Origin of the sequence: Streptomyces spongiae (genome assembly GCF_009377185.1) — a bacterium.
GTDB classification, from domain to species: domain Bacteria; phylum Actinomycetota; class Actinomycetes; order Streptomycetales; family Streptomycetaceae; genus Streptomyces; species Streptomyces spongiae.
The window spans coordinates 1-12,946 of record NZ_VJZC01000273.1; the positions used below are offsets into that span (position 1 = coordinate 1).

Annotated in this window: 9 protein-coding genes and 1 pseudogene; 8 read left to right on the top strand and 2 right to left on the bottom strand. The window is 70.8% G+C overall.

Annotated features, from left to right (window positions below; all coding sequences use genetic code 11):
- The 3 genes from FNH08_RS29475 to FNH08_RS29485 all read left to right on the top strand — a co-directional run.
- The coding region (locus FNH08_RS29475) for a hypothetical protein (protein ID WP_152774574.1) at window positions 1–1,171 on the top strand (1,171 nt) is incomplete at its 5' end.
- Between the two features lie 125 nt (window positions 1,172–1,296).
- Entirely contained in the window at window positions 1,297–3,273 is a 1,977-nt protein-coding gene (gene thrS, locus FNH08_RS29480) for a threonine--tRNA ligase (RefSeq protein WP_322725687.1), read from the top strand.
- A gap of 117 nt (window positions 3,274–3,390) precedes the next feature.
- The gene (locus FNH08_RS29485) at window positions 3,391–3,951 is read left to right on the top strand and encodes an HIT family protein (protein WP_152774576.1); all 561 of its coding nucleotides are present in this window, start codon (window positions 3,391–3,393) and stop codon (window positions 3,949–3,951) included.
- 117 nt (window positions 3,952–4,068) lie between these two features.
- On the opposite strand, the gene FNH08_RS29490 is transcribed toward FNH08_RS29485, so the two are convergent.
- Both FNH08_RS29490 and FNH08_RS29495 read right to left on the bottom strand, forming a co-directional pair.
- The gene (locus FNH08_RS29490) at window positions 4,069–5,742 is read right to left on the bottom strand and encodes a hypothetical protein (protein WP_152774577.1); all 1,674 of its coding nucleotides are present in this window, start codon (window positions 5,740–5,742) and stop codon (window positions 4,069–4,071) included.
- 288 nt (window positions 5,743–6,030) lie between these two features.
- Window positions 6,031–8,226: an elongation factor G-like protein EF-G2 gene (locus tag FNH08_RS29495; RefSeq protein WP_152774578.1), complete on the bottom strand. Its 2,196-nt coding sequence runs from the start codon at window positions 8,224–8,226 to the stop codon at window positions 6,031–6,033.
- Between the two features lie 250 nt (window positions 8,227–8,476).
- On the opposite strand from FNH08_RS29495, the pseudogene pgsA reads away from it, so the two are divergent.
- The 5 genes and pseudogenes from pgsA to FNH08_RS29520 all read left to right on the top strand — a co-directional run bounded on the left by pgsA (window position 8,477) and on the right by FNH08_RS29520 (window position 12,910).
- Window positions 8,477–9,222 (top strand): annotated as a pseudogene (pgsA, locus tag FNH08_RS29500) (phosphatidylinositol phosphate synthase).
- A complete protein-coding gene (locus FNH08_RS29505) occupies window positions 9,219–10,169 on the top strand; it encodes a phosphatidylinositol mannoside acyltransferase (protein WP_322725689.1) in 951 nt (316 codons plus the stop codon). The pseudogene pgsA and the gene FNH08_RS29505 overlap by 4 nt, the downstream one beginning before the upstream one ends.
- Complete coding sequence (locus tag FNH08_RS29510) at window positions 10,166–11,326, top strand: glycosyltransferase family 4 protein (protein WP_322725691.1); 1,161 nt, start codon at window positions 10,166–10,168, stop codon at window positions 11,324–11,326. Before FNH08_RS29505 ends, FNH08_RS29510 begins: the two co-directional genes overlap by 4 nt.
- 32 nt (window positions 11,327–11,358) lie before the next feature.
- Window positions 11,359–12,327, top strand: coding sequence for a formylglycine-generating enzyme family protein (locus FNH08_RS29515; protein WP_152774580.1), 969 nt, complete (start codon window positions 11,359–11,361; stop codon window positions 12,325–12,327).
- 37 nt (window positions 12,328–12,364) lie between these two features.
- Window positions 12,365–12,910 (top strand): LemA family protein, encoded by a 546-nt coding sequence (locus tag FNH08_RS29520; RefSeq protein ID WP_194238659.1) that lies wholly within the window; start codon window positions 12,365–12,367, stop codon window positions 12,908–12,910.
- The last annotated feature ends 36 nt before the right edge of the window (window positions 12,911–12,946 follow it).

Genomic DNA, 12,946 nt, shown 5'->3' on the forward strand with positions numbered 1-12,946 from the left:
CCCCCACTGGACCCGGCCGCCCGAGCCCGGCCGGGTCGACCCGGCGGTCCTCGGCGCCCTCCTGCGCAGGCACGGATGGCAGCGACGCGGCGGAGCGCCCGGACGCTACGGCCGCTGGACGCCACCCGGGCCGGGCGGCGCCGGCACGAGCCTGCTCGTGCCCGAGAGCCGTGCCTTCCCCGACAGCGACGACCTGCTCGGCGAGGCCCTCGACGCGCTCTCCCGCAGCGGGTCCCCGTCCGCCCGCGACGTCCTCCTCGCCCTCTCCGTCCCCAGCGACGAGATCAGCTGGTGGCGGGACGTCCCGACGGGACCCGTCGGCGCCGCCTCCTGGACCGTCGAGGACCAACTGCGCACCACCGCCCGCCGGATGCTCCTCGCGGGCGCCCTCGCCACGCGCGCACGGGCGGGCTACTACGGAGCCCGCCACCGCCGCCAGGCCGCCGCGTCCCTGGACGACGTCCTCATCGGGGCCGCGCCCGAGGGAGGCCGCCTCACCGCCTTCGTGCCCGTCACCACGGGCCGCCCCCTCGCCGTACGCCTCCACCAGGCGCTGTACGCGGCCCGCGAGGCCGTCGACTACCGGCGCGCCACCGGCGGCATGGACGCCTTCGACAGCGCGATCGAGGCGGGCGTCAGCCACGAACTCACCGAGTCCCTGGTCGCCCTCGTCCGCGGCACCGAGGGCGCGCGTGTCGCCGTCGCATGGGCACCCGCCGCCGGGGTTCCCGAGGGCTGCGCCACACCGGCCGAGCCCGTCGAGTTCTCCCCGGGCGACCTGCCCGCGCTGCGCGAGGCCGGGGCCCGCTACCTGCGCGAGGAGCCCTCGGTGCCGGTACGCCTCACCGGAGCCGTCGTACGGATGCGCCGCTCGGGACCCAGCGGCGCGGGCACCGTGCGCCTCCGCGTCCTCGCCGGGGCCGAGGTACCGCACGTCCGCATGACGCTGGACGAGGAGTCGTACCGGATCGCGGGCCACGCCCATCTCGTCGGACTGCCCGTCCGCGTGCACGGCAGGCTGGAGAGCCGGGGCGGGTTCCGGCGGCTCACCGACGCCTCCGGGGTCGCCCCCGTGCAGGTCGACGAGGCCGAGCGGGACCGGCTGATGAAGTCCCTCCAGGAGACCGCCGAGACGATGGCCTTCTTCGAGGAGGCGTGCGGCGGGGACTGAAGCCCGCAGGGGATAACCGTTTCGCAGAGGGCACCCGGGGCTCGGTAGGATCCTCCCTAACCACTTCCAGCATTGCGTTGCAATGCCCAAGCGGGGAATGTGGACCCTTCAGGCAGGAGAGACCGGTGTCAGACGTCCGTGTGATCATCCAACGCGATTCCGAGCGGGAAGAGCGCGTGGTGACGACGGGCACTACGGCCGCCGACCTCTTCTCCGGCGAGCGCACCATCGTCGCGGCCCGCGTGGGCGGCGAGCTCAAGGACCTCGCGTACGAGGTGAAGGACGGCGAGACCGTCGAGAGCGTGGAGATCTCCTCCGAGGACGGCCTGAACATCCTGCGGCACTCGACCGCGCACGTGATGGCGCAGGCCGTGCAGGAGCTGTTCCCGGAGGCCAAGCTGGGCATCGGCCCGCCGGTCAAGGACGGCTTCTACTACGACTTCGACGTCGAGAAGCCGTTCACGCCCGAGGATCTCAAGGCCATCGAGAAGAAGATGCAGGAGATCCAGAAGCGCGGCCAGCGCTTCTCGCGACGCGTCGTCACCGACGAGGACGCCCGGGAAGAGCTCGCCGACGAGCCGTACAAGCTGGAGCTGATCGGCCTCAAGGGCTCGGCTTCCTCCGACGACGGTGCGGACGTCGAGGTCGGCGCCGGCGAGCTGACGATCTACGACAACCTGGACGCCAAGACCGGCGATCTGTGCTGGAAGGACCTCTGCCGCGGTCCCCACCTGCCCACCACCCGCAACATCCCGGCGTTCAAGCTGATGCGCAACGCCGCCGCGTACTGGCGCGGCAGCGAGAAGAACCCGATGCTGCAGCGCATCTACGGCACCGCCTGGCCCTCCAAGGACCAGCTGAAGGCGCACCTCGACTTCCTCGCCGAGGCCGAGAAGCGCGACCACCGCAAGCTGGGCAACGAGCTGGACCTGTTCTCCATCCCCGACGAGATCGGCTCCGGCCTCGCCGTCTTCCACCCCAAGGGCGGCATCATCCGCCGGGTCATGGAGGACTACTCGCGGCGCCGTCACGAGGAAGAGGGCTACGAGTTCGTCTACACCCCGCACGCCACGAAGGGAAAGCTCTTCGAGGTCTCGGGCCACCTGGACTGGTACGCCGACGGCATGTACCCGCCCATGCAGCTCGACGAGGGCGTCGACTACTACCTCAAGCCCATGAACTGCCCGATGCACAACCTGATCTTCGACGCGCGCGGCCGCTCGTACCGTGAACTGCCGCTGCGCCTCTTCGAGTTCGGGACCGTGTACCGGTACGAGAAGTCGGGCGTCGTGCACGGTCTGACCCGTGCCCGCGGCTTCACCCAGGACGACGCGCACATCTACTGCACCCGCGAGCAGATGGCGGACGAGCTCGACAAGACGCTCACCTTCGTCCTGAACCTGCTGCGCGACTACGGCCTCACCGACTTCTACCTGGAGCTGTCCACCAAGGACCCGGAGAAGTTCGTCGGCTCGGACGAGGCATGGGAAGAGGCCACCGAGACCCTCCGCCAGGTCGCCGAGAAGCAGGGACTCCCGCTGGTCCCGGACCCGGGTGGCGCCGCCTTCTACGGCCCGAAGATCTCCGTCCAGGCCAAGGACGCCATCGGTCGCACCTGGCAGATGTCGACGGTCCAGCTGGACTTCAACCTGCCCGAGCGCTTCGACCTGGAATACACGGGCCCCGACGGCTCCAAGCAGCGTCCGGTCATGATCCACCGTGCCCTGTTCGGTTCGATCGAGCGCTTCTTCGCGGTGCTCCTGGAGCACTACGCGGGCGCGTTCCCGGCGTGGCTGGCGCCCGTCCAGGCGGTCGGCATCCCGATCGGTGACGCGCACGTGGAGTACCTGGAGAAGTTCGCCGCCGAGGCGAAGCGCAAGGGCCTGCGCGTCGAGGTCGACTCCTCCTCCGACCGCATGCAGAAGAAGATCCGCAACGCCCAGAAGGCGAAGGTGCCGTTCATGGTCATCGCGGGCGACGAGGACATGGCCAACGACGCCGTCTCCTTCCGCTACCGCGACGGCTCCCAGGAGAACGGAATCCCGGTCGACGAGGCGATCGCCAAGATCGCGCAGGTCGTGGCGGACCGCGTCCAGGTCTGACCCGTACGCGCACAGGCACACAGGGCCCCGGAGCTCACCGTTCCGGGGCCCTGCGCCGTCCTCCGTGTCCCACCCCGCCCGCCGCCCCGGCGACACGCTTCGTCCGGGTGAAGTCATATGCTGCACTGCATGACGAGTGAGCCGGAGCAGCAGATCGGAGTGGGGACGCAGGACGCGTTCCAGCGCCTGTGGACGCCCCACCGGATGGCGTACATCCAGGGCGAGAACAAGCCCACCGGTCCGGGGGCCGACGACGGTTGCCCGTTCTGCTCGATCCCGGCCAAGTCCGACGAGGACGGTCTGATCATCAACCGCGGCGAGCAGGTGTACGCGGTGCTCAACCTGTACCCGTACACCGGCGGCCACCTCATGGTCGTGCCCTACCGTCACGTCGCCGACTACACGGACCTCACGGCACCGGAGACCACCGAGCTCGCCGAGCTGACCAAGCAGGCCATGACCGCCCTGCGTAACGCCTCCGGCGCGCACGGCTTCAACATCGGCATGAACCAGGGCACGGTCGCGGGCGCGGGTATCGCCGCGCACCTCCACCAGCACGTGGTGCCCCGCTGGGGCGGGGACACCAACTTCATGCCGGTGGTCGGGCACACGAAGGTGCTGCCGCAGTTGCTGGCCGATACGCGGAAGATGTTGGCGGAGGCCTGGCCGGCAGGCTGAGGGTTGGGCCGCGCCCCGAAAGGGGCGCGGGGAACTGCGCGACCAGCCACAACGAACCAGCAGTCGGCCACCGGCAGAACTCGGCAGACGAGGAGCACCCGCCAACCGCCGGAGGCACTACGCGTCGTACAGGTCCGCCTTCCGCGGTGCCGGGTCCTGGACCGCCGAGCTGAGGAACGAGGAACGGGCGCCGAACTTCTCGGTGTCCACGCCGTTCTCCTCGAGGACCTTGATCGCGGCCGAGTGCACCACCCGCAGCACGGGCGTCGCGGCGCGCAGAGCGTCGTCCGCCATGAAACGGTGCCGCCACGGCTGGTCGGCCCACGCGTGCCGCATCCCGAACGGCTCGGGCAGCGCCAGTGACCCGCCGAGCCAGTTCAGCAGCGGTGGATACGCGGTCAGCGGCGCCCGCGCGGTCAGCCGCACGACCTCGTCCGTGCCGACCAGCGGGAGCTTCACCGTGCGGGTCTCCCAGAACCGCATCGACTTCTGGACCGTCTTCTCCTTGGCCGTCGGCTTGGTGGTGAACAGCCCGTGCACCGGCCCCAGCGCATGCCCGGTCACTTCGATGCGCAACGTCTGGTGCAGCACGGTCACGGTGATCATCATCGTGATGATCAACTGGCCGTCCCAGAGCGTCCACTGCACACCCAGGTAGTGCCGGTTCCCGCTGCCGAACTGCTGCTTGTTGCAGATCTCCTGTATGGCGTGGGTCTTGAACTGGTACGCCTCGACGTCCGTGTTCTCGGGCCGTGACACCTCGCCGGCACCCTCACCGATCGGGCTGACGATCCAGTGCTTGATCGACGGGGGAGGGAAGCCGCCGGTGTTCAGCGGTCCGCGCTCCAGCATGCGCAGCTGGTCGTGGATGGACCGTATGACGTCCCAGCTGCGGAACGGGTGGATCTCCTTGGACGGATCGGCCGGCACCAGGTCCTCGGCGAGCTGCCAGCTGCCCCAGCGGGTGCCCATGCCGAGGACGCCCTTGGGGCCGGCGTAGAAGACCAGGTTGGACCGCTGCTCCGCGCTGAGCCGGTGGAGCTCCTGGCGCAACTGCTCGGCCTTGCTCTCGTTCGGACTGCCGGGCACCACCTCGGGGATCTTCACGCCCACGCCACCGCCCGCCAGCAGGCCCGCCCAGCGCTCGCGCAGGTCGTGGGCCGTGCGCTCGCAGATCTGCTTGGCCCAGAACCAGCCGACCACGGGCAGCACGAGGGACGCGCGTGCGTACCAGGCCCAGAAGCCGGTGAACGGCATCTTGACCAGGACGACCACCGCGAGAGCGCCCATGGCCACGAGCAGTGTGGTGGCGAGGGCTCCGGCCCGCTTGTCCTCCCGCTTGGCGACCGTCGTCCGGATCTGGAAGACCAGGAGCCAGAGCAGGAGGCCGGGCAGGAACAGCAGGCCGCACAGCACCATCACCGCCGTGAGCCAGTTGTCCCGCTCGCGGCGGATGCGGTTCGCCGCGAGGCAGTGCTCGACGACGACCTGCGGCTCCATGCCGAAGGACTGGATGAGTGACTTGCGGCCGGCCCCGAGCATGCGGTCCCGCACCGCCAGCGAGAAGGCCTCGCCGAGGTTGGGCCGGAAGATCGTCGCCCACTTGCGGCCTTCCTTGACCGTGGACTTGTGCCACTCGTTGTTGGCCTTGAGGATCTCCGCGACCTCGTTGTCCCGGTAGGCCGCCGACGCCAGCGCGAAGGTCGCCGCCGTCTGGCCCGCGGTGCCTGTGAGCGGCACCTGCGCACCGGGTGTGAAGTCGAATCCGTCGTCCGCCACCGCCGCCCCCATCGCCACAGTTTCGCTTCTGCGGCCTTCCCGACTTCCGTGCTCCGCACACCTGTTGATCAGGTCAACGCGAGGAACGCGGCCTGAACGGGCCACAGCTCGATCAGGTGATCAGCGTATCCGTACCCACCGACATCCGTCATCGGGCACCGAAAGCCGCTCGCCGTCACGAAGTTGAGAGCAACCCCGTGCGTCCGTCCCCGCACCACGAGTCACTCCGCCCCCGAACTGCCCGGCGCCCCGAGCCCGGACCCCGAGCCCAGGGCGACGCGGCGGTTCCTCACCGAACTGTCAGCCCTCCTTCGCCTGTTCACGGACCTTCTCGGCGATCTGGGCCGGCATCGGCTCGTGCCGGGCGTAGACGCGGTTGAAGCGCGCGGTGCCGTGGGAGAGGGAGCGCAGGTCGACGGAGTACCGCCCGATCTCGATCTCCGGTACCTCGGCCCGTACGACCGTGCGTCCACCACCGGCCTGTTCGGTGCCGACGACGCGGCCGCGCCGCCCGGACAGGTCGCTCATGACGGGTCCCACGTAGTCGTCGCCGACCAGGACCGTCACCTCGGCGACCGGCTCCAGGAGGTGGATCCTCGCTTCGGCCGCCGCCTCGCGCAGCGCCAGCGCACCGGCCGTCTGGAACGCCGCGTCCGAGGAGTCCACGGAGTGCGCCTTGCCGTCGCGCAGCGTGACCCGTACGTCGATGAGCGGGTAACCGGCCGCGACTCCCTTGGCGGCCTGGGCCCGCACGCCCTTCTCGACGGAGGGGATGAACTGCCGCGGCACGGCACCACCGACGACCTTGTCCACGAACTCGATGCCCGAGCCGCCGGGCAGCGGCTCCACCTCGATCTCGCAGATCGCGTACTGCCCGTGCCCGCCCGACTGCTTCACATGGCGGCCCCGGCCCTGCGACCTGTCCGCGAACGTCTCCCGTAGGGAGACCTTGTGCGGGATCACGTCGACCTGGACGCCGTACCGGCTGCGCAGCCGCTCCAGCGCCACGTCGGCGTGCGCCTCGCCCAGGCACCAGAGCACCACCTGGTGGGTGTCCTGGTTCTGCTCCAGGCGCATGGTGGGGTCCTCGGCGACCAGTCGGGCGAGGCCCTGCGAGAGCTTGTCCTCGTCCTGCTTGCTGTGCGCGTGGATGGCGAGCGGCAGCAGCGGGTCGGGCATCTCCCACGGCTCCATGAGCAGCGGGTCGTCCTTCGCGGACAGCGTGTCGCCGGTCTCCGCGCGGTTCAGTTTCGCCACGCACGCCAGGTCGCCCGCTATGCAGTGCGACAGGGAGCGCTGCTGCTTGCCGAACGGCCTGGACAGGGCGCCGATCCGCTCGTCCACGTCGTGGTCCTCGTGGCCGCGGTCGGCCAGCCCGTGCCCGGAGACGTGCACCGTCTCGTCGGGTCGCAGGGTGCCGGAGAAGACCCGTACCAGGGACAGCCGGCCCACGTAGGGGTCGCTGGCCGTCTTCACGACCTCGGCGACCAGTGGCCCGTCCGGGTCGCAGGTCTTCACCTCGCGGGGTTTGCCGTCCGGTGTGGTGACTGTCGGCGCCGCGTGTTCCAGTGGGGTCGGGAAGCCACCGGTGACGAGTTCCAGGAGCTCCACGGTGCCGAGGCCCTGCCGGGACCCGTCGGCCGCGGGGGCGGCGGCCAGGACGGGGAAGAAGACCCCACGCGCGACGGCCCGCTCCAGGTCCTCGACGAGCGTCTTGAAGTCGACCGTCTCGCCGCCGAGGTAGCGGTCCATGAGGGTCTCGTCCTCGCTCTCGGCGATGATCCCCTCGATCAGCCGGTTGCGGGCCTCCTCGATGAGTGGCAGCTGGTCGGCGCCCGGCTCGGACTCCTTGCGCTCCCCGGAGGAGTAGTCGAACAGCTTCTGCGAGAGCAGCCCGGTCAGGCCCGTCACCGGAGCGTGCCCGTCCGGCCCCTGCGGGCCGTGCAGCGGAAGGTACAGGGGCAGTACGGCGTCGGGGTCGTCCGCGCCGAAGGCCTCCGCGCAGGTCCGGGTCATCTCGTCGAAGTCGGCGCGGGCCGCTTCGAGGTGGGTGATCACGATGGCGCGCGGCATGCCGACCGCCGCGCACTCCTCCCACACCATCCGCGTCGAGCCGTCCACGCCGTCCGAGGCCGAGACGACGAAGAGGGCCGCGTCCGCCGCTCGCAGACCGGCCCTGAGTTCCCCGACGAAGTCGGCGTATCCGGGAGTGTCCAGAAGGTTGATCTTGATCCCGTCCCATTCGACGGGGACCAGGGAGAGCTGCACCGAGCGCTGCTGCCGGTGCTCGATCTCGTCGTAGTCGGAGACGGTGCCGCCGTCCTCCACGCGGCCCGCCCGGTTCACCGCTCTCGCTGTCAGCGCGAGAGCCTCCACCAGAGTCGTCTTGCCCGATCCGGAGTGGCCGACCAGCACCACATTCCGTACGGACGCGGGGTGGTCGGCCGCCGTAGCCCTGCCGGCGGCTCCGGGATGTGCGTTCGCCTTGTCGCCCATGATCCTGCCTCCCGTGCACGGTGAGGTCACTGTGGGCGCGGACATGCGGATCCGCGTGCGGTGGCGGCTCCGATGACGCCCGCGGTCCTTCGAGCTTTCCACTCCCGTCACGGTGCGTCCATACGACGGACGTGATCGTGCCGCCTCCGGCTCGGTGAACGGGCCGCCATCGCGCTGTGACCAGGCCGCAGCCGGGACGTGACACGGGGCGTGGGTGCCCGGCCGTCGTGGACGCCCGCGCGTGGCTACGATGGGCCCGCCGGTGGCCAGCAGGGGCCGCGCGGCCAACCGACCCTCGGGAAGGCCATGCTGAACAAGTACGCGCGTGCATTCTTCACGCGTGTCCTCACACCGTTCGCCGCGTTTCTCATCCGTCGTGGGGTCAGCCCCGACACGGTCACGCTCCTCGGCACCGCCGGAGTGGTCGCGGGCGCGCTGGTCTTCTACCCCCGGGGCGAGTTCTTCTGGGGCACGGTCGTGATCACGCTGTTCGTGTTCTCCGACCTGGTCGACGGCAACATGGCCCGTCAGCTCGGCCGCTCCAGCCGCTGGGGCGCCTTCCTGGACTCCACGCTCGACCGGGTCGCCGACGGCGCGATCTTCGGCGGCTTCGCCCTCTGGTACGCGGGCAACGGCAATGACAACGTGCTGTGCGCGGTCTCGATCTTCTGCCTCGCGAGCGGCCAGGTCGTGTCGTACACCAAGGCACGTGGAGAATCGATCGGCCTGCCGGTCGCCGTGAACGGGCTGGTGGAGCGCGCCGAGCGGCTCGTGGTCTCGCTGGTCGCGGCGGGCTTCGCCGGCATGCACACCTTCGGCGTGCCCGGCATCCAGTACCTGCTGCCCGTCGCCCTGTGGATCGTCGCCGTCGGCAGCCTCGTCACGCTGATCCAGCGGGTCGTCACGGTGCGTCGCGAGTCCGCGGAGGCGGAGGCCGCCGAAGCCGCCGCCTCCAAGAGCGAGAACGCCTCGCAGGGGAGTGAGGCGACGTCGTGAGCAACGCGCAGGAGCGGCTGACGGACGCCCTGTACGGTCTCGGCTGGAGCACGGTGAAGAAGCTCCCCGAGCCTGTCGCCGTACGCCTCGGCCGCACCATCGCCGACCTCGCCTGGAAACAGCGTGGCAAGGGCGTACAGCGGCTGGAGAGCAACTACGCGCGCGTGGTGCCGGACGCGTCGCCGGAGCGCCTCGCAGAGCTCTCCAGGGCGGGCATGCGTTCGTACCTGCGCTACTGGATGGAGTCGTTCCGTCTCCCCGCGTGGAGCGAGGACCGGATCAAGCACGGCTTCGACCCGCAGGACCTGCACCACCTCACCGGGGGCCTCGCCGCCGGCAAGGGCGTCATACTCGCCCTGCCGCACCTGGGCAACTGGGACCTCGCGGGCGCCTGGGTCACCACCAAGCTCCAGACACCCTTCACGACCGTCGCCGAACGCCTCAAGCCCGAGACGCTGTACGACCGCTTCGTCGCCTACCGTGAGGGCCTCGGCATGGAGGTCCTGCCGCACAACGGGGGCTCCGCCTTCGGCACGCTGGCCCGGCGGCTGCGCGACGGCGGCCTGGTCTGCCTGGTCGCCGACCGCGACCTGTCGGCGTCCGGCGTCGAGGTCGACTTCTTCGGCGAGACGACCCGGATGCCCGCCGGACCGGCCCTCCTCGCTCAGCAGACCGGCGCGCTGCTGATGCCCGTGACGCTCTGGTACGACGAATCCCCCGTGATGCGGGGCAGAGTGCACCCTCCGATCGCGGTACCCGAGTCAGGTACACGCGAGGAGAAGACGTCTGTCATGACACAGGCGCTGGCCGATGCCTTCGCCACGGGGATCGCCGACCATCCGGAGGACTGGCACATGCTGCAGCGCCTGTGGCTCGCCGACCTGGATCCCGCCAAGGCCCCCGAGAACCGGGACGCCGCGCGGGCTTCCGGGAAGGAGACACCGTGAGGATCGGCATCGTCTGCCCGTACTCCTGGGACGTGCCCGGCGGCGTCCAGTTCCACATCCGTGACCTGGCCGACCACCTCATCCGCCTGGGGCACGACGTGTCCGTGCTCGCCCCCGCGGACGACGACACCCCGCTGCCGCCGTACGTCGTCTCCGCCGGCCGCGCGGTCCCGGTGCCGTACAACGGCTCGGTCGCCCGCCTCAACTTCGGCTTCCTGTCGGCGGCCCGCGTACGGCGCTGGCTGCACGACGGCAGGTTCGACGTGATCCACATCCACGAGCCGGCCTCGCCGTCGCTGGGCCTGCTGACGTGCTGGGCCGCGCAGGGCCCGATAGTCGCCACCTTCCACACGTCCAACCCGCGCTCCAGGGCGATGGTCGCCGCGTACTCGATCCTCCAGGCAGCCCTGGAGAAGATCAGCGCCCGGATCGCCGTGAGCGAGTACGCCCGGCGCACACTCGTGGAGCATCTGGGAGGCGACGCCGTCGTCATCCCGAACGGCGTGGACGTCGACTTCTTCGCGGGCGCCAAGCCCCGCCCCGAGTGGCAGGGCGACACGATCGGCTTCATGGGGCGCATCGACGAGCCCCGCAAGGGCCTGCCGGTGCTCATGAGGGCGTTGCCGAAGATCCTCGCCGAACGCCCGCGGACACGGCTCCTGGTCGCCGGGCGCGGGGACGAGGAGGAGGCCGTGGAGACCCTGCCCAAGGAGATGCGCTCCCGGGTCGAGTTCCTCGGCATGATCAGCGACGAGGACAAGGCACGCTTCCTGCGCAGCGTCGACCTGTACGTCGCGCCGAACACCGGAGGCGAGAGCTTCGGCATCATCCTCGTCGAGGCGATGTCGGCGGGCGCACCGGTCCTCGCCTCCGACCTGGACGCCTTCGCCCAGGTCCTGGACCAGGGCGCGGCGGGAGAGCTGTTCGCCAACGAGGACGCCGACGCACTGGCCGCCTCGGCCGTACGGCTGCTCGGCGACCCGAAGCGACGCGAGGAGCTGCGGGAGCGGGGCAGCGCGCACGTCCGGCGCTTCGACTGGTCGACCGTCGGCGCGGACATCCTGTCGGTGTACGAGACAGTGACGGACGGGGCGGCCGCCGTCGCCGCCGACGAACGCACGGGTCTGCGCGCGCGGTTCGGCTTGATACGGGACTGAAGGGGCTGACGGGGCTGGCGGGACTGACGGGTATGTCCGGGGCCGAGGAAGCTGGTGTCCGCGAGGGGTCGTGCTGTGCCCCCACGCGCGGGGAGGGGCATGAGCACGGGGCGGAGAGTCCGGTGTTCCAGCTCACCGCTCCGGGGCCCCGGGCAGCGGCAGAGGCGCGCGTGGCGCACGACGAGGCCGCCGTGTCCCTGCCCGGAGGCGAGTTCCGCATGGGGGACGCCTTCGGCGAGGGCTACCCCGAGGACGCCGAAGGGCCCGTCCGGACCGTGCTGGTGGCCCCCTTCCGGATCGACACGACGGCCGTCACCAACGCCCGGTTCGCCGACTTCGTGCGCGCGACCGGGTACGACACCGAGGCGGAACGGTACGGCAGTTCGTTCGTGTTCCATACGATGCTGCACTCACGCGCGCGGGGCGCCGTTCTCGGCGCGGTCGCCGGCGCGCCGTGGTGGCTGGGCGTCGAAGGGGCCTCCTGGCGGGCGCCAGAGGGACCCGGGTCGCACATCGCCGCGGACCGGGAGGACCACCCTGTCGTGCACGTCTCGTACAACGACGCGCTGGCGTACTGCGCCTGGGCGGGCGCCCGGTTGCCCACCGAGGCGGAGTGGGAGTACGCGGCCCGCGGGGGACTGGAGGGGTGCCGCTACCCCTGGGGCGACGACTTCTCACAGGACCGCATGAACACCTGGCAGGGCGACTTCCCCCGGGTGAGCACGAGGCCGTCGGGCGCGACCGGAACGGTCCCCGTGGACGCGTACGAGCCCAACGGCTTCGGCCTCTACAACACCTCGGGCAACGTGTGGGAGTGGTGCGCCGACCGTTTCTCCCGTTTCTCGACGTCCGGCGGGGAACGGGTCATCCGGGGTGGCTCGTACCTGTGCCACGCCTCGTACTGCAACCGCTACCGGGTGGCCGCGCGGTCGAGGAACACGCCTGACTCCTCCACGGGGCACGGTGGGTTCCGGTGCGCCTGGGACGTGCGGGGGGCGTGACCGCGGACGGGTGGCCTTGCCGCTAGCCTTGCCGCCCGTGACGGCAACCCTCATCTGGATCCTCGTCGGCCTGGTCGCGATCGGCCTCTACCTGAGCTGGACCGCGGGCCGCCTCGACCGGCTGCACGCACGCATCGACGCCGCCCGTGCGGCCCTGGACGCGCAACTGCTGCGCAGGGCCTCGGTCGCCCAGGAGTTGGCCACCTCCGGGGTGCTCGATCCGGCCGCCTCGATCGTGTTGTACGAGGCCGCTCACGCGGCGCGGCTGGCGGAGGAGGAGCAACGGGAGGTCGCCGAGAGCGAGTTGAGCCAGGCGTTGCGGGCCGTGTTCTCGGAGGCGCAGCAGGTGGAGGCGGTACGGGAGGCGCCGGGCGGGGAGGACGCGGCGGGGGAGCTGGCCCAGGCGGTGCGTCGCGTGCCGATGGCTCGCCGCTTCCACAACGACGCGGTGCGCGCCGCGCGTGCGCTCCGGCGCCATCGCAAGGTCCGCTGGTTCCGTCTGGCGGGGCATGCCCCGTTCCCCCTGGCCTTCGAGATGGACGACGAGCCACCGGCAGCGTTGGCGGACCGCGCGACCGCGTAATCCGGAACGGGTTTTTCCTGTCTCTTATAAAAATCT